We start from the raw sequence: 20,138 nt of genomic DNA on the forward strand, positions 1-20,138 counted from the left end.
GCGGCCCTCTCCGGTCACCGCCCAGGATGCCCCGCCGTAGACTTGTCGGGTGAGCGAACCTGTCGACGTCGTGCTCATCGGTGGCGGAATCATGAGCGCCACCCTGGGCACCCTCCTTCATGAACTCCAGCCCGACTGGAAGATCGTCGCCTTCGAGCGTCAGGGGGAGGTGGCGACAGAGAGCTCCAACGCGTGGAACAACGCGGGCACCGGACATGCGGCGCTCTGCGAGCTGAATTACATGCCGAACGATCAGGATCCGTCGAAGGCGGTCCTGATCAACGAGCAGTTCCAGCAGAGCCGCCAGCTGTGGACGTCGCTGGTCGCCAAGGGCGTGCTCGACGGTCCGTCGACCTTCATCAACGCCACCCCGCACATGACCTTCGTGCGCGGCGAGAAGGACGTCGCCTACCTGAAGCGTCGCTACGAGACGCTCTCGAAGCAGCCCCTCTTCGCGGGCATCGAGTACTCGGAGGACTCGCGCGTCATCAACCAGTGGGCACCGCTGCTGATGCAGAAGCGCCTCAAGAGCGACGAGCCCTTCGCGGCCACCCGCACGCCGTCGGGCACCGACGTCGACTTCGGCGCGCTCACGCGCCAGCTCTTCGGCCACCTGACGGCCGAGGGCGCGAACCTGCGCCTGAACCACGAGGTCAAGAACCTCAAGCGCGAGAAGGACGGCACCTGGCTCGTCACCTACCGCGACAAGGTCGGTCAGACCCCCGGTCAGGTGCGCGCGAAGTTCGTCTTCGTGGGAGCGGGCGGCTGGGCCATCAAGCTGCTGCAGAAGTCCGGCATCAAGGAGATCAAGGGCTACGGCGTCTTCCCGATCGGCGGTCAGTTCCTGAAGACGACGAACCCCACGCTGGTCGCCCAGCACAAGGCCAAGGTGTACTCGCAGGCCGCGGTGGGCGCCCCGCCGATGTCCGTCCCGCACCTCGACGCGCGCATGGTCGAGGGCGAGGGATCCCTGATGTTCGGCCCGTTCGCGACGTTCAGCCCGAAGTTCCTCAAGAAGGGCTCCCTGCTCGACATCGTGTCGCAGGTGCGGGCGCACAACCTCGGCTCGATGCTGAAGGTGGGAGCCACCAACCTCGACCTCGTGAAGTACCTCGTCTCGGAGCTGCTCAAGAGCCGCTCGCGCAAGCTCGACAGCCTGCGCGAGTTCATGCCCACCGCGAAGGACGAGGACTGGGAGCTCATCCAGGCCGGTCAGCGCGCGCAGGTGATGAAGGGCGGCAAGCTGCAGTTCGGCACCGAGGTGGTCTCGTCGGCCGACGGGTCGATCGCCGGCCTGCTCGGCGCCTCGCCGGGTGCTTCGACCGCCGCGACGATCATGCTCGACGTGCTCAAGCGCTGCTTCGCCGACAAGACGGCCGAGTGGGAGCCGAAGCTCCGTGAGCTGATCCCGACGTTCGGCGAGACGCTCAACGACGACCCCGCGAAGACGGCGGCATCCACCCGGGCCACCGCCGAGGCGCTGTCGATCACCGCGTGACCATCACGGTCGCGGCCATCGCGTTCGTCCGTGCCGACGGACGTGTGCTCACCGTGCGCAAGCGCGGCACCAGCCGCTTTATGCTGCCCGGCGGAAAGCCGGAGGCGGGCGAGCAGCCGATCGACACCGCGACGCGCGAGATCTTCGAGGAGCTCGGCGTCGACATCGCGCCGAGCGACCTCGAGCTGCTGGGCGTCTTCGAGTCGCGCGCCGCGAACGAGGCGGGGCACGCGCTGCACGCGACGGTCTTCGTCACGCGTGAGGACGTCGAGCCGATCGCGCAGGCCGAGATCGAGGAGCTGCGCTGGACGGATCCGCGTGAATCGGAGCCGGATCAGGCACCTCTCAACCAGGAGATCGTCTTCCCTCTCCTGGCGGGTGCCGCGCGCTCGTAGGCTGTGAGCATGAGCGAGGTGTTCGAGTTCGACCAGGCGGTCGATCGGATCGGCGAGGAAGCGGCCTTCCTCGCACTCGGCCCGCATGCGCAGGCCGCGCGGTACCTGGCCGAGGCGCACCGCATGCTGGCGGACGTGCGCACCGTGATGCACCGTCTCGACGCCGGCGGCAACGATCCGATGCTCAAGCCGAGCGCCCAGCGCCGGATGCGCGCGCTCGCCGTGGACGTCGCCCGCGCTGGCCTCATCGATGCCCGGCAGGTCTCGGTCACGGCAGGCCGGCTCACGACGCAGGTGCTCGCGCCCGAGGCGATCCGCGGCCGCAACATCAAGGGCGCGCTCGTCGGGCCCCTGCGTGACGGCGTCACCAAGGCCACGACGTGGGGCGTCGAGAAGTGGACCGGATCCCCGCTCGTCGCCGCCATGCTGCCCAGCACGACCGCCGCCACCCAGGCCACGTCGAAGGCCGAGCTCGTCGCCCGAAAGGGTCAGGTGCCCGCGCGCCGGCTCGACCGCCGGACGGTGCGCCGCTGGCGCGCCGTGGGCCTCACCTCGGGCATCGCCGCGGGAGGCGGACTCGCCGCCTACGGCGCCTGGAGCCTGCTCGCGCTGTTCTTCTGAGCCGGGAGCAGGCCGCCGCAATCCGCCGAGCCCCGCTCAGCCCTCGTAGCCGCCGGGGTTCTGCTGCTGCCAGTTCCAGACGTCGCGCGTCATGTCGTCGATCGTGAGGCGCGCCTTCCAGCCCAGCTCGCGCTCGGCCTTGGCCGGGTCGCAGTAGGTGGCGGCGAGGTCGCCCGCGCGGCGCGGCAGCACCTTCTTGGGAAGCTCGCGGCCGATGGCCTTCTCGAACGAGGCGACCAGCTCGAGCACGCTCACGGGGTGGCCCGTGCCGAGGTTGTAGACCGCGAAGCCCGGCTGGGCCTTCTCGAGCGCGGCGACGTGGCCCTCTGCGAGGTCGACCACGTGGATGTAGTCGCGCTGGCCGGTGCCGTCCGGGGTGTCGTAGTCGTCGCCGAAGATGCCGACCTCGGGCAGCCGACCCACGGCCACACGCGCGACGAACGGCATGAGGTTGTTCGGGATGCCCTGGGGATCCTCGCCGATGAGCCCGGATGCGTGCGCGCCCACCGGGTTGAAGTAGCGCAGCGACGTGATGTTGACGTCGGGGTTCACCGCCTGCACGTCTCGCAGCACGACCTCGTTCATCAGCTTTGACTTCGAATACGGGTTCGACAGGGCGACCAGGTCGCGCGTGGCGTCCTCCGTGAACGGCAGGTCGGCCGGATCCGAGTACACGGTTCCGGTGCTCGAGAACACGAAGCTCTTGATGCCGTGCGCGAGCCCCACGCGCAGAAGCGCGTAGGTCGAGTCGAGGTTGTTGGCGTAGTAGTCCAGCGGTCGGGCGACCGATTCGCCCACGGCCTTCAGCGCCGCGAAGTGGATGACCGCGTCGAAGGGACCGTGCTCGGCGAACGCGCCCTCCACGACCTCGTCGTCGGCCGCGTCGCCCACCACGAGGGGAGCCGGCTTGCCGGTGATCTGCGCGATGCGCTGCTCGACCACGCCGCTGGTGTTGCCGAGGTTGTCGAGGAGCACGACCTCGTGCCCCGCATCGAGGAGGGAGACGGCCGTGTGCGCACCGATGTACCCGGCGCCGCCGGCGAGGAGAACCTTCATGGTTCCAGATTACGGGGCGAGGACGCCGCCCGACTCCTCGAGATAGCAGGTGCCGCAGAGCGACTCGTACGTGACGAAGTGCTCGTCGCGTTCCGCCGCGGTGGCCGCGTCGATCGCCACCTGGTCACCGTCGAAGACAAAGCGCCCGTCGATCACGCGGCCGTTGAAGAGCGCCTTGCGGCCGCAGCGGCAGATCGTCTTCAGCTCCTCGAGCGAGTGCGCGATCTCGAGCAGGCGGCGGGATCCGGGAAACGCCTCGGTGCGGAAATCGGTGCGGATCCCATAGGCGATCACCGGGATGCCGTCTTCGACCGTGATGCGGAAGAGGGAGTCGACCTGTGCCGGTGTCAGGAACTGTGCCTCGTCGAGGAGGAGGCAGGCGACCTCGGCACCGGCCTCTGCGGCGAGGCGCTCGCGCTGGCGGTCCAGCAGCTCGCGCACGTCGTCATCGTGTTCGATGACGAAGTCGACGGTGCGGGTCACCCCCAGGCGCGACTCGATCTGGTCGGCGCCCTTCGTGTCGATCGCGGGCTTCGCGAGCAGCACGTGCTGGCCGCGCTCCTCGTAGTTGTAGGCGGCCTGGAGCAGCGACGTTGACTTGCCGGAATTCATCGCGCCATAGCGGAAGTACAGTTTGGCCACCTCCACAGCCTAGATTCCCGTCGACGTCGAGACGGCCGTGACGCGTGCGGGAGAGGGCGCCCGAGGTCTGACCACAGTGATAGTGTGGTCAGACCTCAAACCGAAGGGGGCACCGCTTATGCCCGGCGGCACCACTCGCGCCTGGCGCACCGTTCTGGAGCGCATCGAGTCGGATCTGCTCGAAGGCCGGCTCGGGCCGGGGGATCGCCTGCCCGGTGAGCGCGACCTCGCCACGCAGATGGGGGTCGGTCGCTCGAGCGTGCGCGAGGCCATCCGCGTGCTGGAGTCGATGGGACTGCTTCGCACCGCGTCCGGATCCGGACCCAACGCCGGCGCGATCATCACGGCCACACCCGAGGGCGGCATGGCGACCCTGATGCGCCTGCAGGTGGCGGCGAAGGGCTTCCCCTTCGACGAGATCGTCGACACGCGTGTGCTGCTCGAGAGTGCGGTCGTGCACCGCCTCGCCACCGCGGATGAGCCCGACCTCGGCCCCGCCGAGTCGACGCTGCAGGCGATGCGCGACGCCGCTCTGACGCCCGAGGAGTTCCTCGCGCTCGACGCGCAGTTCCACGTGTGGCTCGCCGAGGCCTCGGGCAACGGCGTGGTGGCCTCGGTCATGTCCGGGCTGCGCACCGCGATCGAGTCGTACGCACGCGCGGGCGCCGCGCTCGTCGACGACTGGCCCGCGATGGTCGAGAACCTGCAGGGCGAGCACGAGAGCATTCTCGACGCGATCCGGGCGGGCGATCCGGATCTGGCGCGCACGCGCGTCCGCGACCACATCGTCGGCTTCTACGCCGCTACGCACGCCGCGCACCCGAACCACTGAATCCCGCACACGACAGAACGAAAGGACGGGCATGGTCACGCGCCAGATCCCGAACCCGAAGGAGATCTTCGAGTACGTCCAATTCAAGAAGCCCTCGTTCGACGCGAAGAAGCGTCGTCTGGATGAGGCGCTGACGATCTACGACCTGCGCCGGCTCGCGAAGCGCCGCACCCCGGCGGCCGCGTTCGACTACACCGACGGCGCCGCCGAGGGCGAGCTGTCGATGACGCGCGCCCGGCAGGCGTTCGAGGACATCGAGTTCCACCCCGACATCCTCCGTCCGGCCGAGGATGTCGACACCTCGGTCGAGATCCTCGGGGGACCGTCGGCGATGCCGTTCGGCATCGCGCCCACCGGCTTCACCCGGCTGATGCAGACCGAGGGAGAGGTCGCCGGGGCCGGCGCCGCGGGTGCGGCGGGCATCCCGTTCACGCTCTCGACCCTCGGCACCACGACCATCGAGAACGTCAAGGCGGCCAACCCCCATGGTCGCAACTGGTTCCAGCTCTACGTCATGCGCGACCGCGAGATCTCCTATGGGCTCGCCCGCCGGGCCGCCGCCGCGGGCTTCGACACGCTGCAGTTCACGGTGGACACCCCGGTGGCCGGCAACCGCATGCGCGACAAGCGCAACGGCTTCGCGATCCCGCCCCAGCTGACCGCCAAGACGGTGCTCGACACCCTTCCGCGGGTGAACTGGTGGTTCGACTTCCTCACCACCCCGAAGCTCGAGTTCGCGTCGCTGTCGACCACGGGCGGCACCGTCGGGGAGCTGCTGAACGCGGCGATGGATCCGACCATCTCGTTCGACGACCTCGCGATCATCCGCGAGCTCTGGCCCGGCAAGATCGTGGTGAAGGGCGTGCAGAACGTCGCCGACTCGGTGAAGCTCATCGACATGGGCGTCGACGGCATCATCCTGTCGAACCACGGCGGGCGTCAGCTCGACCGGGCTCCCGTGCCCTTCCACCTGCTGCCGCAGGTCGTGCGCGAGGTCGGCAAGGACGCCACGGTGATGGTCGACACGGGCATCATGAACGGCGCCGACATCGTGGCCGCCATGGCCCTCGGCGCGAAGTTCACGCTCATCGGCCGCGCCTACCTCTACGGCCTGATGGCGGGCGGACGGGCGGGCGTCGACCGCACCATCGCGATCCTGCGCAGCGAGATCGAGCGCACGATGAAGCTGCTCGGCGTGCAGTCGGTGGCCGAGCTGGAGCCCCGCCACGTCACGCAGCTGTCGCGGTACCGCCCCCTCGCCTGAGGAGACGAGAGCAGTATCGAGAAGGCGCCGCGGATCGGATCCGGGGCGCCTTCTCGGGCAGAGGGGGTCAGCCGCGGGGCGGCAGGGTCGGCAGCAGCGCCTCGAGCTTGTCGGCCGTGTCCTCCCAACCGTCGACGGAGACGCATTCGACCTCACCCATCGCGAGCACGGGGTAGTCGTTGCCGTCCGGATCGAGCCGGTCGCCGTAGAAGAGCATGTCGCCGAGCGACACCCCGGACTCGTCGGCGAGGCGGCGCATGCCGTAGGCCTTGTCGATGCCCTTGCGCGTGATGTCCACCGACGTCGAGCCGCCCGAGCGCACCTCGAGGTCGGGAAGACGGGCCGCGACGGCCTCGCGCAGCAGCGACTTGCGCTCGCCCGTGGGGTCCCAGGCCTTCTTGGCCTCGACCGGGGCGGCCTGGCCCAGGGCGGAGAACGTGATCTGCGACCCGCGGTCCTCGAGGATGTCGCCCCACGTCGTCGACTCCCACAGGCCGAGGCGCCGGGCCTCCTCCTCGACGGCCGTGAGAGCGCGGTGCTTCTCGTCTGCCGTGAGGTCCTGGGTGTAGAGCTGCACCAGCTCGCCGTCGTCGTAGCGGTAGTACTGGGTGCCGCAGGTCGGCAGCAGGTGCAGGTGCGAGAGCACCTCGGCGGGTGCCTCGGGCAGCTGCTCGATGACCTGCGAGCGGAACTGCCCCATCTGGCCGCCCGAGATGATCGCGACCTCGACGCGCTCGGCGAGCCGGATCAGCAGGTCGCCCATCCGGGGGTCGATGGCGGTCTTCGACGGGGCGAGCGTGTCGTCGAGGTCGAACGACACCAGGCGCGGCGCGGAGGTCATGGGTTCAGCCTATTCGGCGTGCCCCGCGAGACTGCGGGGCGCTGCTCCCGGACGGGCGTTCGCCGCGAGGCGGCGCGATCCGAGCTGCGAACGCGCCCGGGTATCGTCCTGGTTCGGAGCACCCCTGTTGATCGGTTAGACTTGCAGGGTTGCAAAACGGGGTGTGGCGCAGCTTGGTAGCGCGCGTCGTTCGGGACGACGAGGCCGCAGGTTCAAATCCTGTCACCCCGACCACACGAAGAAGGGCCCGCCGGAAGGCGGGCCCTTCTTGCTGTCCGGCTCGCGCTCGTCCGGCGCCCGCGGGCGGCCCGCGCTGCGCGCCGCGCGGCTCAGCGCGTCGCTGCGCGGACGAGCTCCGTCAGCCGCGTGCCAACGCCCTCTGTCCACGCCGGCACGGCGAAGGCCGTGGGCCACATGTCGCCGTCGTCGAGGTGGGCACGATCCTCGAACCCGATGGTCGAGTAGCGCGTCGAGAACTTCCCGGCGGGCTGGAGGAAGACGACGATCTTGCCCTCGTCATTCGCGAAGCCCGGCATGCCGTAGTAGGTCTTGGGCACGAGGTGCGGCGCGACCTCCGAGACCACGGTGTAGAAGCCCTCGCCGATCTCGCGGTCACCGGCCTCCAGCTTCGCGATCGCCTCGCGCACCGACTTCTCGCCCGCTGCGCGGTTCTTGCCGGCCTTCTCCTGCGCGCGCAGCTCCTTCGCGCGCTGCTTGACCGCGTCGCGCTCCTCCTTGCTCAGCCCGTCGCTCATCCCTGTTCCTCTCCTCGGTCCGGTGGGTGATGACCCCAGGCTAGGAGCGCAGCACGAACGGGCGCTTCTCGATTCCTGATCGAGTCGGCGCAGCGTCCGTGTCCGGTGGGCGGACGCGCTACAGACGGGGAGCGAGCGTGATGAGCGAGACCTCGGGGCGGCATGCGAAGCGCACCGGCGCCCAGATGGAGTGCCCGAGGCCCGCGCTGACGTTCAGCGGCACCGTGCGGCCCCGGTGGGTCCACGCCGACAGCCCGCGGGCCTGTCGGAGCGGGATGTCGCAGTTGGCGACGAGCGCCCCGTAGAAGGGGATGCGCACCTGTCCGCCGTGCGTGTGGCCCGCGAAGATCATGTCGGCACCGAGGTCGGTGAACGGGTCGAGAACGCGCCGGTAGGGCGCATGCGCGACGCCGAGCATCAGCGACGTCTCGGGCTGCGCGGCGAGCGCGTCCTCGGCGGCCTCGAGGTCGTCGAGACCATGGTGGGCATCGCCCACGCCGAACAGGCGGATCCGGCGGCCCCGCACGTCGATCGTGGTCGCGTTGTTGTCCACGCTGTGCCAGCCGAGGTCGTCGGTCATAAAGGCGTCGAGGGAGGCGGTGTCGAGGCGCACGGCCTTCGGCTTCTTCTTCGACGGAGCGGAGAAGTACCGGAAGGGGTTGCGCGGGCCGGGGCCCCAGATGTCGTTCGTGCCGTGCACGAAGACGCCGGGCACACCGGCCAGCGGCGCCAGTGCCGTGCGGATGCCGTCGATGCCGTCGGTGTGGCCGAGGCTGTCGCCCGTGCTGATGACGAGATCGGGGCGCAGGCCGACAAGGCGCGACATCCAGCGCTGCTTGCGTCGCTGCCAGGGCGCCATGTGCGCATCCGAGATGTGCAGGATCCGGATGGGCGCCTCACCCGGCTCGAGCACACGCACCACGTGGCGGCGCACGGTGTACAGATGGCGCTCGATGCCGAAGCCCCAGACGGCGGCGGCCGCACCGGCAGCCCCAAGGGCTCCCAGTACGGCCGTCGCGCGGCGCAGTGCCGCCATCAGTCGTCGTCTCCGCCGGCGCCCGGGTTGCCCCCGTTGCCGTTTCCGTTTCCGTTGCCGCCGCCATCTCCGGGTCCGCCGCAGTTCGCGGACTCGTAGTTGACCGTGACGACCGTGCCTGCGGGCAGCACTTCGCCGGCGGCCGGGTTGGTGCCGGTCACACGCCCCGCTCCCGCGTCGGCCTTCTCGGTGCAGGTGCCGGGCTGGGCGTTGAACTCCGCCCCGGCGACCGCCGCCATGGCGTTCTGCAACGACTGGCCCTTCGTCTCGGGAACCGTGCGGCCCTGGCCGTTGCTGGGCGAGATCGTGATCGTGGTGCCGACCGCGACCCGGCCGGGGCCAGGATCCTGCGTCTCGATGACGCCGTTCGCACGGGTGCCCGGAACGGGGGAGCCCACGACCACCTGGAAGCCGGCGGCCTCGAGGATGCCCTGCGCCTCGGCCACGGGCTTGCCCACGACATTGGGCAGGTCGGTCTCGGGCACCGCGGTGAGCGCGCGGTCAGCCGGCGGGAAGGCGTCACCGCCATAGAGCTCGTTCGCCCTGGCCTGGATGTCCCTGGAGATGAAGTAGCGCTGGTTGGAGAGCACGCCGTTGTCGACGTAGGTCTGGAAGAGATCGGTGTAGCCCTTGATGTTGCCGACCCAGACGAAGGTGGCGACCTTCGTCGAGGTCTGCACCATCGACGTGTGCGCGGTCTCGTGCGTACCGGTCTTGCCGATCACGGGGATGCCGTCGTTCGCCCGGGCCCGGACGCCGGTGCCGTTGCCGCTCATGACTCCCGCGAGCGCGTCGGCCGCGGTCGCCGCGACCTCCGGCTTGATCTTCTGCTCGCACGAGGAGGCGGGCAGGGGCAGCTCCTGGCCCTTCGCGTCGGTGACGCGGTCGATCGCCCTGGGCGTGCACTGCACGCCCTTGTTGGCGATCGTGCCGTAGACCGAGGCCATGCTCATGGGAGCGAAGTTGATCGATCCGAGCAGATCGAAGGGGCCCTGCACGGTGCGGTGCGGCTCCTTGTCGGGCGAGAGGGAGAGCGTGTCGCCGTGCTTGATCTCGGGAGTGCCGTCCTTGTTCGCATCGACGTCGCCGATCTGCATCGTCGTCACGTTGAGGCGATCGGCCACGCGCATGATGTCGCAGAGGTTCAGCTTCGCGGCCATGGCGAAGTAACCCGAGTTGAGGGAGTCCCTCGTGAACCTCTTGGCGTCACCGCGGTAGCCGCCGACCCGTCCGAAGTTGTCGACCTTCGTGGTCTGCGGCACCGGCGTGCCGTCGCAGTTGAAGCCCTTGAACGCCTGGCGGTTGACGCCGTCCACGGGTTCACGAGTCGAGTGGCCCTTCTCCAGCCAGTCGAGCAATGTGAAGACCTTGAACGTCGAGCCGACGCCGAATCCCGTCGAGCCGCCATGCTGGTAATCGGTGGCGAACACGATCGAGGACGATCCGCGCGGTGCGCTCGGATCCTCATCGAACTGGGTGTTCTGCGCCATCGCGAGCACACGTCCCGTGCCGACCTCGAGCGAGACGCCGGTGGAGCCGAGCTCGATGCCGTCCATCGCGCTCGGGATGCGGTCGCGGATCGCCTGCTCGGCGCTCTGCTGCAGGCGGAGATCCAGGGTGGTGTAGATGTTCAGGCCACCACGGCGCAGCGCCTTCTGGCGGTCTGCGGGCGTTTCGCCGAAGGCCGGGTCGTTCAGCACGATCGTCTTGACGTACTGGCAGAAGTACGCGGCGCCTCGGGCGGCCTGACAGCCCTGGTCGCTGTTCTTGATCGCGGGGACAACCGGGGCGGCCTTGGCCTCGTCGTATTCCGCGCGCGTGATCTTGCCGTCCTCGAACATGCGCCCGAGCACATAGTTGCGGCGGTCGAGGGTCGGCTTGAAGCCGTCGGCCTGGGAGTTCAGCCAGGTGCCGTCCTTGGCCTGCTTCGTGCCGCCCGGCATGTCGATGCGGTAGTAGTTCGGGTTCTGCACCATGCCGGCGAGGGTCGCCGCCTGCACGAGCGTCAGCTTGGACGCCGAGGTGCTGAAGTACCGCTGCGCGGCGGCCTCGATGCCGTACGTGGTGCCGCCGAAGTTCGCGATGTTCAGGTAGCCGAGCAGGATGTCGTTCTTCGAGTACTTCTTCTCGAGACCGATCGCGTAGCGCATCTCCTGCAGCTTGCGCTCGATGCCGGCGGAGGCCTCGGAGACGGTTGCCTCGAGGTAGCAGGCGTCCTGCTCCTCCTTGGTGGCCTTCGACTGCTCGCATTCCTGGGTCAGCACGTTCTTCACGTACTGCTGCGTGATGGAGGAGCCACCGCGGGAGGTGCCGTCCTTCACGTTGCTCGCGACGGCCTTGATCGTGCCCATCAGGTCGACGCCGCCGTGTTCGTAGAACTTCGGGTCCTCGCTGGAGATGAGGGCGTCGTACATCACCGTGGACACGCCCTCCCACTTCACCGGGATGCGGTTCTGGTCGTAGAACGACGCGAGTCCGCTGGGCTTGCCGGTGTTCGGATCCGTCACGAAGATGCGCGTCGGCAGCATCGGCTGGTTCACCGCGAGGTAGCTCGGCATGTTGTCGAACAGCGTGATCGCGCTCGACGCCGCGTACCCGGAGACCGCGATAGCAGGCGTCACCGTGGCGGTGACGAGCACACCAGCGACCGCGCTCAGACCGACGAGCCCGAGCAGACCGCCGAGCACGCCGCTGGTCGTCCTTTTCCCATGAGGCATAGGGTGATCGTAAGCCGTCGACCTGGGCGCTTTCCTGAATCCCGGGCGTGCCGTGGCGGCATCTTCGTCCGAGGCGCCCGTTCGCCCGTCCTGGAAGGACTGCTCCATGACCACGTGGGAGTACCTCACCACACCGCTGCTGATCCACAACACCGCGGCGATCCTGAACAACTGGGGCAAGCAGGGCTGGGAGCTCGTGCAGGTCGTGCCCAACAACGAGGGCGGGCTCGTCGCCTACTTCAAGCGCCCCGTCGGAGGCGGCACGGCCAACGCGGGCCTCGGCCACGCGGCTGAGGCGGCCAAGCAGTTCGAGGGCGAGGTGCAGGGCTCGTGAGCATCTCCGCGCGTCTCGCTGAGCTCGGCATCGAGCTGCCGTCGGTCGTCCCGCCGGTGGCCGCCTACATCCCCGCCAAGGCCCACGGCGACCTCGTCCAGACCTCCGGTCAGCTGCCGATGGTCGCGGGTGCACTGCCCGCCACCGGCAAGGTCGGCGCCGAGGTCTCGGCCGAGAATGCCCGAGGCTATGCGCGTCAGTGCGCGCTCAACGCCCTCGCCGCGGCCGCGGCGGCCGTCGGCGGCGTCGACAAGCTGACGAGCGTCTTCAAGGTGACCGGATTCGTCGCCTCCGACCCGTCGTTCACCGGGCAGCCCGGCGTCATCAACGGCGCGAGCGAGACCCTGGCCGAGATCTTCGGCGACGCGGGTCAGCACTCGCGCTCCGCCGTCGGCGTCGCGGTGCTGCCGCTCGATGCCCCCGTCGAGGTCGAGGTCGTCTTCACGTTCGACGCGTGAGCTGAGACGCGAGAAGGCGCGGTCCGGATGATCCGGACCGCGCCTTCTGCGTTCACGCCTGCGAGGCCCCGTTCGTGCGCTCAGCGCACCTGGGCGGAGATCACGCTCATGACCGCGGTGTCGGCGAGGGTCGTGGTGTCGCCGACCTCGCGGCCCTCGGCGACGTCGCGCAGCAGGCGGCGCATGATCTTGCCGGAGCGGGTCTTGGGCAGCTCGCCGACGATGTAGATGTCGCGCGGGCGGGCGATCGCTCCGATCTGCGTGGAGACGTGCGCGCGCAGCTCGTTGGCCAGTCCCTCCGGTCCGTGCTCCTTGAGGTAGCTCTCCTTCAGGATCACGAAGGCGACCACCGCCTGGCCCGTGGTCTCGTCGGAGGCGCCGACCACGGCGGCCTCCGCCGTGGCCTCATGCGCGACGAGCGACGACTCGATCTCGGCGGTCGACAGGCGGTGGCCCGAGACGTTCATCACGTCGTCGACCCGACCGAGCAGCCAGATGTCGCCGTCCTCGTCGAGCCGGGCGCCGTCGCCCGCGAAGTAGTAGCCCTGGTCCTGGAACTTGTCCCAGTAGGTCTCCTTGTAGCGCTCCGGGTCGCCCCAGATGCCGCGCAGCATGCTCGGCCACGGCTCGGTGATCACCAGGAGCCCGCCCGCGTCGTTGCCGACGGGGCTGCCGTCTTCGCCGACGACGTCGATCGAGATGCCCGGCAGCGGAACCTGCGCCGATCCGGGCTTCGTCTCGGTGACACCCGGCAGGGCGGAGACCATGATCGCGCCCGTCTCGGTCTGCCACCACGTGTCGACGATGGGGGTGGTGCCTGCGCCGATGACCTCGCGGTACCAGATCCAGGCCTCGGGGTTGATGGGCTCGCCCACCGAGCCGAGCACGCGCAGCGACGAGAGGTCGCGCGCCTGGGGGATCTGGCGGCCCTGCTTCATAAACGACCGGATCGCCGTGGGCGCCGTGTAGAAGATCGTCACGCCGTACTTCTCGATGACGTCCCACCAGCGTCCGGGCTCGGGGTGCTCCGGGGTGCCCTCGTAGAGCACCTGCGTCGCACCGTTGGCGAGGGGGCCGTACACGACATACGAGTGTCCGGTGATCCAGCCGATGTCGGCGGTGCACCAGTAGACGTCGGTCTCGGGGTGCAGATCGAAGACGTTGCGGTGGGTGTAGGCCGCCTGCGTCAGGTAGCCGCCCGAGGTGTGCAGGATGCCCTTCGGCTTCCCAGTGGTGCCGGAGGTGTACAGGATGAACAGCGGCGTCTCGGCGGCGAAGGCCCGTGCCTCGTGCTCGTTCGAGGCCTGGGGCACGAGGTCGTGGTACCAGAGGTCGCGCTCGGCGTCCCAGTCCACCTCGTTGTCGCCGCGCTTGACGACGAGCACATGCTCGACCGTCTCCTGCACGCCCTGCCCGTTGCGGTCGGCGAGCGCCTGGTCGACGGCCGGCTTGAGCGGCGAGACCTTGCCCTTGCGCCAGCCGCCGTCGGCGGTGATGACGAGCTTGGCTCCGGCGTCGTCGATGCGCGAGCGCAGGCTGTCGGCGCTGAAGCCGCCGAAGATGACCGAGTGGATGGCCCCCACGCGCGCCACGGCGAGCATCGAGGCGACGGCCTCGGGGATCATCGGCAGGTAGATCGCGACGCGGTCGCCCTCGCCGACGCCGAGGTCCTCGAGCACGTTGGCGAGGCGCTTGACCTCGTCGGTGAGCTCGGCGTACGTGATGCGCCGGGCGTCACCGGGCTCGCCCTCCCACAGCAGCGCGACCCGGTCGCCGTTGCCGGCCTCCACGTGACGGTCGAGGCAGTTGTAGGCGACGTTCAGCTCGCCGTCGGCGAACCACTTCGCAAAGGGCGGGTTCGACCAGTCGAGGGTCTGCGTGAACGGTGTGCTCCAGTGCAGCAGCTCGCGCGACTGCGCGGCCCAGAAGCCCTCGCGGTCCGCCTGCGCCTTCTCGTAGAGCTCCGGGCCGGCGATCGCGGCGGCGGCGAACTCGGGCGAGGGCGCGAAGCGGCGGGTCTCGTCGAGCAGGTGGTCGATGGTGTTCTCAGCGCTCATCGCTTTCTGCGCTCCTTTGCGACAGTCGTACGCGGATCCTTCCGCAGGTCGACGGTACGGCGGCGGTCAACCGAGCGAGTACCGCCGAAAGTGGGTGACGTTCGTCCACAGCGCGCGTTTCGAGTCGGCTGGTCCCCGGATGCCGGATCCGCCGTCTCGGGCGCCGCTGCGCTGCCTAGCGTCGGGACATGACTCATCCGTTCGTTGTGCAGGCCCGGGTTCCCCGGGGGCCGGATCCGCGCGGGTTGCACCGTCTGCGCACCGTTGAGGAGTCGGACGACGGCGTCGTGGACGCGCCGCCGACGCCCCTGGCTCCCCTCGCGCCCTACCTCGCCGATCCCGCGGTCACCGACGTCTTCGTCAACGGCAGCCAGGGACTGTTCGTCGATCGCGGCGATGGGCCGCGGCCGGATCCGTCGTGGCGCGCGTCCGAGCGGGAGGTGCGCGAGCTCGCCGGTGCGTTGATCGCGAAGGGCGGGCGGCACATCGACGATGCGACGCCCTGTGTCGACGTGCGGCTGGCCGACGGCATCCGGGTGCATGCCGTGCTGCCGCCGGTCGCGACGAACGGCACGGCCCTGTCGATCCGGATCCCGCGGCTGCGCGGCGCCGATCTCGAGACGCTCTGCGCGGGCGGATCCTTCGGGCCGGATGCTCTCGCCTGGCTGCTGCGCATCGTGCGCGACCGCGAGAACGTGCTGATCAGCGGGGCAGCGGGCACCGGCAAGACCACGCTGCTGGGCGCCCTGCTCGCGCATGCGCCGGCGCACGAGCGCATCGTCACGATCGAGGACGTCGCCGAGCTGCGCATCGCCCACCCGCATCACGTGTCGCTCGAAGCGCGGCAGGCCAATCTCGAGGGCGCGGGGGCGATCGATCTCGCGCGGCTCGTGCGCGAATCGCTGCGTATGCGTCCCGATCGCATCGTCGTCGGCGAGTGCCGTGGCGAGGAGGTGCGCGAGCTGCTGTCGGCCCTCAACACCGGGCATGACGGCGGCGCGGGCACTCTGCATGCCAGCGGGCTCGCGGAGGTGCCGGCACGCCTTGAGGCACTGGGCGCGCTGGCGGGGATGGACGATCACGCGATCGCCCGCCAGGTGTGCAGCGCCATCGGCTACGTGCTGCATCTCGAGCGTCACCCGGATGGCACGCGTCGCCTCGCGCGCGTCGGGCGCTTCACCGAGCAGTCCGGTCGCCTCGACATCGTCGAGGTCGCACCGTGGCGCACCGGAGCGGAGGCGGCGGCGTGAGCGCGGTGCGCGTCGGGCGGGAGTCGCGGCGACTCAGGATCGATCGCACCGGAGCGTCCTCGGAGCGCCGGGGTTCCTCGTGGCACGGGGCGTCCGCGCGCCACGGCGCCTCGCGTCAGCGGCAGGAGCCCGGCCTCATCGCGGGCACGACCCTAAGACTCGCGGTGCTGCTGCAGGCGGGCGCGACGCCCGAGGCCGCCTGGCGACATCTCGCGGCGGCCGGTGATCCGACCGCGGGGCACGTCGCACGGCGGGCTGCGTCGGGCCTGTCGCTCGCCGAGGCCATCGAAGCCGAGGGCGCCGAGCCGGGCGGGAGCGCCTGGCGGGAGGTGGCCGCCGCCTGGGACGTGGCCTCGGCCGTGGGAGCCCCGCTGGCCGACTGCCTGCGGTCGATCGCCGCCGCCCTGCGCGATGCCTGCGAGGCGCAGGACGACGTGCGCATCGCCCTCGCCGAGCCGGCCGGCACCGCCAAGCTCATGACGTGGCTGCCGCTCGCGGGCCTGCTGCTGGGCTTCGCGCTCGGGTTCGATGTGCTCGGAGTGCTCTTCACCAATCCGCTCGGCATCGCGTGCCTGATCGCCGGCATCGTCCTGCTGGTGCTCGCGCGCACGTGGACGAGGCGCCTCGTGCGCGCGGCGCAGCCGCCCCCGGGCACCCCCGGCATGCACGCGGAGCTGACCGCGATCGCCCTCAGCGGCGGTGCCTCGATCGATCGTGCCGAGCGGCTCGTGGCCGAGGCGCCCGGCGGCCCGCGTCCGGGGGCCGAGGAGACCTCTGCCGTGCTGGCGCTCTCGCGCGATGCGGGGGTGCCGGGTGTCGAGCTGCTGCGGGCGACGGCCGCCCAGGAACGCCAGTCCGCCCGCACCGAGGGGCGACTGCGCGCCGCCCGGCTCGGCTCCCGCCTGCTCATCCCGCTCGGCGTGTGCACGCTGCCGGCGTTTCTCTGTCTCGGCGTCGCGCCCATGCTGCTCGGCGTGCTCGGCGCCACACCGCTTCCGGAGCTGCCCGGATGATCCGGGTCGCCCAGAAGAACGCAGTTCGCCTCTTACAGAAAGGAAGAAGGAGTTATGTCGCAGTTCTCTTCACTCGGAGATCTCGTCTCCGACGAGACTGGAGCCTCGACCGCAGAGTATGCGATCGTCACGATGGCAGCGGTGGCGTTCGGCGGTGTCCGTTAGTCGTAAGTACGCCAGACGGGCCAGGGGTCGAATCGCTGCCGCCAGACCCCGCCGCCCTTGCGTGGGGCGGGGAGGATAACGATGTGGCGTAGCAGTTGCCGCAGCACGCGGTTCTGGGAAGCGGGCGGCAGGTCCGTGAAGCCCTCGACCAGGTGAGGGACGAGGGCGAACAGGTCGCGATTCGGAGTCGGTGCGGCTCGGACGTGTCGCGCGCGGAGCGATGCGAGTTCGGCGTCGACTCGCGCGGACGTGGCACCGTAGGCGTCTTGGCTGATCTTGCCGTCGACGAGCAGCACGGTGAGGTCGGCAAGGCGCTTCTGCGCCTGACCGATCAGCCGCTCGAGCGCGGCGCGGTCCTCGAGAGCGCGCACCCGTTGTGCGGCCTCCGCCTCGGCGGCCGCGCGCAGCTCGGCGGCGCGCTCGGGTAGTGCTTCGATCCATTCGGTGAGGTAGCGCTCGACGACTGATCGCGAGATCACCATCGGGTGGGGGCACCGCGCGCGGCCGCGGTGGTAGGTGGCGCAGGAGTAGTAGCCGACACCGTCTTTCGAGGTAGATGAGGCGAACATGGTCGATCCGCATCCGCAGCGCAGCAGGCCGGATGCCATGCGGAGGGTGCCGCGGGGCGGTTTTGTGGTGCTGGCGCGGCGCGCGCGGAACGCGTCCCATGTCTCCCTTGTGATGATCGCTGTGTGCGCGCCGGGTAGGTGGCCGGTGTCGGTGTGGATGAGCCCGGCGGCGAAACCGGAGTCGAGCACACGGGATACGGTGCGCGCTGACCACTCGTTGCCGTTGCGTGTGCGGTGGCCGCTCTCGTTGAGCCATCGCGCGATCGACGCCATGCCCGTGCCGGCGAGGGATCGCTGATACATCTCGGCGAGGATCGGTGCTTCGAGATCGTGGGGAGCGTAGGTGTCCGCGTCGCGATCGCGCACGTAGCCGTACCGCTCGCCGCCGGACGGGGGCAGGCCTTTGCGGCGGCGGCGGTCGAGCGTCTCGGCCCAGACCTCCCCCATTGATTCGGATTGGAACGCGGCGTACTCGGTCATCACGCCGCGCGCGAAGCGGCCGCTCGCGGTGGAGGTGTCGATCGGTTCGGTGACGGACTCAATGCGGCCGCCGGCGAGGTGCACGCGGTCGTCAGCGAGGGCCCAGTGCAGGCGGCTGCGGGAGAGGCGTGACCACTTCCAGAGGACGATGACGTCGGCGCGGTTGTCCTCGATTAGCCGCAGCGTCTCGACGACGCCAGGGCGCTTGTCCCACTTGCGGCCGGTGATCCGGTCGACCTGGACATCGACGACGGTGTATCCCCGCTGTTCGCAGTATTCGCGGCCGAGGTACTCCTGGGTCTCGATCGACTCGCTGTCCTCGCGCTCCTTCGACTGCCGGAGGTAGAGCACGGCGCGGTTGCCTGGGCGGGCGCCGCGGAGGGGGACGGGCGCTCGGCGGGCGGTCATGCGACGTGCTCCGAGGCCACGTAGGAGCGCGCATCCCACTGCCCTGCACCCATGCGGGGACGGGTGTAGACGACGTCGCCAACGCGAAGCAGGACTCGCTGGTACGCCTCGACGATGTCGGGCATGACGTCGAGCTCGACGGCGATGGCGGGTGCGTGACCGCCGTGCAGTGCCTCAGCCACGCGGTAGTCCTCGCGCGTGATGAGCCTAAGCGCCGCCCATTCGTCGGCGCGGCGCTCCTGCTTCGCGTTGACGGGGCCGAACATCGACGGGACATCTCCGAAGATCGCATGCGCGAGCTCGTGTGCGAGGACGGAACGGGCGAGGCGGCGCGTCATGCCCTGCTGCAGGCGGATCGTGTTCGTCTCGGCGCAGTAGTCGCCGTCGCGGTCGTGCTCGGTGAGGTCGGCATGTTCGATGCTGACGCCGAGGGCGCGGGCCATGTCGTAGAGGTGCTTCATCTGATCACGGGGTGTCGGTCGCTTCACCGCGGTCGCGCGAACGCTTGCGGGCGGCGCGCTTGTGCGCCGGGGCCTCAGTCTGCTCGGAGGCGGGGACATCCGCGGCGGTGCGGCGGTTCCGGATCTCGGTGATCGGGACAAGCCAGCCCGGGCGGTTCTCTGCGGAGCGCGTTGCGACGCTCTGGGCGCGCTGCAGAAGCTCAACCTCGGTGAGGCCCAGTGCTCGGGCGATGTCGACGAGGTCGCGGATGTTGATTGCTACTCGCTCCCCGGTGCGGGGGTTTCCGCCGTCGAGGCGAGAGGAGATGAACTGCGGGTTGCTGCCGATTCGGCGAGCGAGTTCGCGGGAGGAGACGTCCTGACGCCCCATCTCGGCCTTGATCTCGGAGACGAGAGCGTCGGAGAGGAGCTGTGCGTATTCCTGTTCGGTCACGGTTCCCAAGTGTGGCGGGTGAATGATTTTTCGTCAAGATGTATGACTGGCTTGACACCGAATGATTCGTCATTCAGGGTGTGTGTATGACGAAGCAGACACCCGCCGACGAGGTCACCGCCATCGTCGCTGCTGATCTTCGAGCCGAGCTCGCTCGCCAGCGCCGCACGGCCGCGGACCTGGCTCACGCACTGGACGTGACGCCGCACACTGTCGGACGCCGCCTCAACGGTGACGTGCCGTTCTCGATGTACGAACTCGTCCTCGCCACCCGGTGGCTGGGGATCGACCTGACTGATCTGGTCAGTCGGGCAACGCAGAGGGCGGCTGCTTGATGCGCGCGCCGACCTTCGACGAGGCGATGTCCGCCGCGCTCGCGGTGTACGTCCGCGAGTGGTTCGATACGCACCCCGAGGTGCTCGGCTGCACCCAGGAGATGGCGGCGTGATCAGCCTGCGCTGGGCCTTCATCATCGCCGCCGCGACGTGCGCTGCTGTCGCGGTATGGACCCGCACGCCGAACGGAGTCGCGCTGCTCGCCATCATCACGGCAGGGGCCGCGGCCGCCACATTCCCGGCAGTGACCGGCGTCCTCGCTGGGCTCGCCCAGTGGCTATACGGCACACCGACCCCGACCGCCGACTGCTGTCGGGTCGAGCACGCCGACGCCTCCGAGGACGACCTGATCGACCAGGACGAGGCACACCGACGTGCCGCGCTGCTCATGTGGCTCGACGGCCAGATCGACATCCTCGACCGGCAGTACCCGCCGCGCTGACCGCGGCCGTACCACCGACCTCCGACATAGAAGAAGCCGGCCCCGTTGCAGCGGGGACCGGCCCTAGAAGGAAGGC

22 protein-coding genes and 1 tRNA gene are annotated in these 20,138 nt (G+C 69.7%); 13 read left to right on the plus strand and 10 right to left on the minus strand.

All coding sequences use genetic code 11. The features are described 5' to 3' along the window. Positions 1-49: 49 nt before the first annotated feature. The 3 genes from mqo to J5V96_RS09135 are packed head-to-tail and all read left to right on the plus strand — an operon-like array spanning position 50 to position 2,514. The gene (mqo, locus tag J5V96_RS09125) at positions 50-1,498 is read left to right on the plus strand and encodes a malate dehydrogenase (quinone) (protein ID WP_208503003.1); all 1,449 of its coding nucleotides are present in this window, start codon (positions 50-52) and stop codon (positions 1,496-1,498) included. Then, positions 1,495-1,893, plus strand: coding sequence for an NUDIX hydrolase (locus J5V96_RS09130; protein ID WP_307793574.1), 399 nt, complete (start codon positions 1,495-1,497; stop codon positions 1,891-1,893). Before mqo ends, J5V96_RS09130 begins: the two co-directional genes overlap by 4 nt. Before the next feature lie 9 nt (positions 1,894-1,902). Then, complete coding sequence (locus tag J5V96_RS09135; protein ID WP_208503004.1) at positions 1,903-2,514, plus strand: hypothetical protein; 612 nt, start codon at positions 1,903-1,905, stop codon at positions 2,512-2,514. 36 nt (positions 2,515-2,550) lie between these two features. On the opposite strand, the gene galE is transcribed toward J5V96_RS09135, so the two are convergent. Both galE and J5V96_RS09145 read right to left on the minus strand, forming a co-directional pair. Continuing rightward, positions 2,551-3,570: a UDP-glucose 4-epimerase GalE gene (gene galE / locus J5V96_RS09140; RefSeq protein WP_208503006.1), complete on the minus strand. Its 1,020-nt coding sequence runs from the start codon at positions 3,568-3,570 to the stop codon at positions 2,551-2,553. A 9-nt stretch (positions 3,571-3,579) separates the two neighbouring features. Further along, positions 3,580-4,212 (minus strand): thymidine kinase, encoded by a 633-nt coding sequence (locus J5V96_RS09145; RefSeq protein WP_208503008.1) that lies wholly within the window; start codon positions 4,210-4,212, stop codon positions 3,580-3,582. 118 nt (positions 4,213-4,330) lie between these two features. Between J5V96_RS09145 and J5V96_RS09150 the strand changes: the two genes are divergently transcribed. Beyond that, the gene (locus J5V96_RS09150; RefSeq protein WP_208503010.1) at positions 4,331-5,044 is read left to right on the plus strand and encodes a FadR/GntR family transcriptional regulator; all 714 of its coding nucleotides are present in this window, start codon (positions 4,331-4,333) and stop codon (positions 5,042-5,044) included. A gap of 31 nt (positions 5,045-5,075) precedes the next feature. Continuing rightward, on the plus strand, positions 5,076-6,308 hold the full coding sequence (locus J5V96_RS09155) for an alpha-hydroxy acid oxidase (RefSeq protein WP_208503013.1): 1,233 nt from the start codon (positions 5,076-5,078) through the stop codon (positions 6,306-6,308). Positions 6,309-6,375: 67 nt separating this feature from the next. Here the strand turns inward: J5V96_RS09155 and J5V96_RS09160 are convergent, their stop codons facing one another. Further along, a complete protein-coding gene (locus J5V96_RS09160) occupies positions 6,376-7,149 on the minus strand; it encodes an HAD-IIB family hydrolase (protein WP_208503015.1) in 774 nt (257 codons plus the stop codon). A 157-nt stretch (positions 7,150-7,306) separates the two neighbouring features. Between J5V96_RS09160 and J5V96_RS09165 the strand changes: the two genes are divergently transcribed. Beyond that, positions 7,307-7,383: transfer RNA gene (locus tag J5V96_RS09165), tRNA-Pro, on the plus strand. A gap of 95 nt (positions 7,384-7,478) precedes the next feature. Here the strand turns inward: J5V96_RS09165 and J5V96_RS09170 are convergent. From J5V96_RS09170 to J5V96_RS09180, 3 genes are all read right to left on the minus strand, one after another. Then, entirely contained in the window at positions 7,479-7,904 is a 426-nt protein-coding gene (locus J5V96_RS09170) for a hypothetical protein (RefSeq protein WP_208503017.1), read from the minus strand. A gap of 118 nt (positions 7,905-8,022) precedes the next feature. Beyond that, entirely contained in the window at positions 8,023-8,940 is a 918-nt protein-coding gene (locus tag J5V96_RS09175) for a metallophosphoesterase (RefSeq protein ID WP_208503019.1), read from the minus strand. Next, the gene (locus J5V96_RS09180; protein ID WP_208503021.1) at positions 8,940-11,657 is read right to left on the minus strand and encodes a penicillin-binding protein; all 2,718 of its coding nucleotides are present in this window, start codon (positions 11,655-11,657) and stop codon (positions 8,940-8,942) included. Before J5V96_RS09180 ends, J5V96_RS09175 begins: the two co-directional genes overlap by 1 nt. Positions 11,658-11,763: 106 nt before the next feature. Between J5V96_RS09180 and sp36 the strand changes: the two genes are divergently transcribed. Both sp36 and J5V96_RS09190 read left to right on the plus strand, forming a co-directional pair. After that, positions 11,764-11,991 (plus strand): Sp36 family protein, encoded by a 228-nt coding sequence (gene sp36 / locus J5V96_RS09185; RefSeq protein WP_208503025.1) that lies wholly within the window; start codon positions 11,764-11,766, stop codon positions 11,989-11,991. Further along, entirely contained in the window at positions 11,988-12,449 is a 462-nt protein-coding gene (locus J5V96_RS09190) for a RidA family protein (protein WP_208503027.1), read from the plus strand. The genes sp36 and J5V96_RS09190 overlap by 4 nt, the downstream gene beginning before the upstream one ends. 80 nt (positions 12,450-12,529) lie before the next feature. Here the strand turns inward: J5V96_RS09190 and acs are convergent, their stop codons facing one another. After that, complete coding sequence (acs, locus tag J5V96_RS09195) at positions 12,530-14,506, minus strand: acetate--CoA ligase (RefSeq protein ID WP_208503030.1); 1,977 nt, start codon at positions 14,504-14,506, stop codon at positions 12,530-12,532. A 188-nt stretch (positions 14,507-14,694) separates the two neighbouring features. On the opposite strand from acs, the gene J5V96_RS09200 reads away from it, so the two are divergent. The 3 genes from J5V96_RS09200 to J5V96_RS09210 are packed head-to-tail and all read left to right on the plus strand — an operon-like array spanning position 14,695 to position 16,934. Beyond that, positions 14,695-15,756 carry a TadA family conjugal transfer-associated ATPase gene (locus J5V96_RS09200; protein ID WP_208503032.1) on the plus strand — a complete coding sequence of 354 codons (1,062 nt, stop codon included), beginning with the start codon at positions 14,695-14,697 and terminating at the stop codon, positions 15,754-15,756. Continuing rightward, positions 15,753-16,769 (plus strand): type II secretion system F family protein, encoded by a 1,017-nt coding sequence (locus tag J5V96_RS09205; protein WP_307793575.1) that lies wholly within the window; start codon positions 15,753-15,755, stop codon positions 16,767-16,769. Before J5V96_RS09200 ends, J5V96_RS09205 begins: the two co-directional genes overlap by 4 nt. 54 nt (positions 16,770-16,823) lie before the next feature. After that, on the plus strand, positions 16,824-16,934 hold the full coding sequence (locus J5V96_RS09210; protein WP_208503034.1) for a DUF4244 domain-containing protein: 111 nt from the start codon (positions 16,824-16,826) through the stop codon (positions 16,932-16,934). Here J5V96_RS09210 and J5V96_RS09215 read toward each other — a convergent pair. Genes J5V96_RS09215 through J5V96_RS09225 form a run of 3 tightly spaced genes read right to left on the minus strand, consistent with a single transcriptional unit; the run spans position 16,931 to position 19,285 of the window. Continuing rightward, positions 16,931-18,391, minus strand: coding sequence for a recombinase family protein (locus tag J5V96_RS09215; protein ID WP_208503036.1), 1,461 nt, complete (start codon positions 18,389-18,391; stop codon positions 16,931-16,933). The genes J5V96_RS09210 and J5V96_RS09215 overlap by 4 nt on opposite strands. Continuing rightward, on the minus strand, positions 18,388-18,852 hold the full coding sequence (locus J5V96_RS09220; RefSeq protein WP_208503038.1) for an ImmA/IrrE family metallo-endopeptidase: 465 nt from the start codon (positions 18,850-18,852) through the stop codon (positions 18,388-18,390). The genes J5V96_RS09215 and J5V96_RS09220 overlap by 4 nt, the downstream gene beginning before the upstream one ends. Before the next feature lie 4 nt (positions 18,853-18,856). Continuing rightward, the gene (locus J5V96_RS09225) at positions 18,857-19,285 is read right to left on the minus strand and encodes a helix-turn-helix domain-containing protein (RefSeq protein WP_208503040.1); all 429 of its coding nucleotides are present in this window, start codon (positions 19,283-19,285) and stop codon (positions 18,857-18,859) included. An 86-nt stretch (positions 19,286-19,371) separates the two neighbouring features. Between J5V96_RS09225 and J5V96_RS09230 the strand changes: the two genes are divergently transcribed. Both J5V96_RS09230 and J5V96_RS09235 read left to right on the plus strand, forming a co-directional pair. Further along, positions 19,372-19,620 carry a hypothetical protein gene (locus J5V96_RS09230; protein ID WP_208503042.1) on the plus strand — a complete coding sequence of 83 codons (249 nt, stop codon included), beginning with the start codon at positions 19,372-19,374 and terminating at the stop codon, positions 19,618-19,620. A gap of 109 nt (positions 19,621-19,729) precedes the next feature. Beyond that, positions 19,730-20,062, plus strand: coding sequence for a hypothetical protein (locus J5V96_RS09235; protein ID WP_208503044.1), 333 nt, complete (start codon positions 19,730-19,732; stop codon positions 20,060-20,062). The last annotated feature ends 76 nt before the right edge of the window (positions 20,063-20,138 follow it).

The sequence above is a fragment of the Microbacterium stercoris genome, from assembly GCF_017592545.1.
Classification (GTDB): Bacteria; Actinomycetota; Actinomycetes; order Actinomycetales; family Microbacteriaceae; genus Microbacterium; species Microbacterium stercoris.

Bases quoted from the DNA above. Each gene is read 5' to 3' on its own strand.
- J5V96_RS09135 (WP_208503004.1), top strand. From the start codon at position 1,903: ATGAGCGAGGTGTTCGAGTTCGACCAGGCGGTCGATCGGATCGGCGAG.
- galE (WP_208503006.1), bottom strand. From the start codon at position 3,570: ATGAAGGTTCTCCTCGCCGGCGGCGCCGGGTACATCGGTGCGCACACG.
- J5V96_RS09150 (WP_208503010.1), top strand. From the start codon at position 4,331: ATGCCCGGCGGCACCACTCGCGCCTGGCGCACCGTTCTGGAGCGCATC.
- J5V96_RS09155 (WP_208503013.1), top strand. From the start codon at position 5,076: ATGGTCACGCGCCAGATCCCGAACCCGAAGGAGATCTTCGAGTACGTC.
- J5V96_RS09160 (WP_208503015.1), bottom strand. From the start codon at position 7,149: ATGACCTCCGCGCCGCGCCTGGTGTCGTTCGACCTCGACGACACGCTC.
- J5V96_RS09170 (WP_208503017.1), bottom strand. From the start codon at position 7,904: ATGAGCGACGGGCTGAGCAAGGAGGAGCGCGACGCGGTCAAGCAGCGC.
- J5V96_RS09175 (WP_208503019.1), bottom strand. From the start codon at position 8,940: ATGGCGGCACTGCGCCGCGCGACGGCCGTACTGGGAGCCCTTGGGGCT.
- J5V96_RS09180 (WP_208503021.1), bottom strand. From the start codon at position 11,657: ATGCCTCATGGGAAAAGGACGACCAGCGGCGTGCTCGGCGGTCTGCTC.
- sp36 (WP_208503025.1), top strand. From the start codon at position 11,764: ATGACCACGTGGGAGTACCTCACCACACCGCTGCTGATCCACAACACC.
- acs (WP_208503030.1), bottom strand. From the start codon at position 14,506: ATGAGCGCTGAGAACACCATCGACCACCTGCTCGACGAGACCCGCCGC.
- J5V96_RS09200 (WP_208503032.1), top strand. From the start codon at position 14,695: ATGACTCATCCGTTCGTTGTGCAGGCCCGGGTTCCCCGGGGGCCGGAT.
- J5V96_RS09210 (WP_208503034.1), top strand. From the start codon at position 16,824: ATGTCGCAGTTCTCTTCACTCGGAGATCTCGTCTCCGACGAGACTGGA.
- J5V96_RS09215 (WP_208503036.1), bottom strand. From the start codon at position 18,391: ATGACCGCCCGCCGAGCGCCCGTCCCCCTCCGCGGCGCCCGCCCAGGC.
- J5V96_RS09220 (WP_208503038.1), bottom strand. From the start codon at position 18,852: ATGAAGCACCTCTACGACATGGCCCGCGCCCTCGGCGTCAGCATCGAA.
- J5V96_RS09230 (WP_208503042.1), top strand. From the start codon at position 19,372: ATGACGAAGCAGACACCCGCCGACGAGGTCACCGCCATCGTCGCTGCT.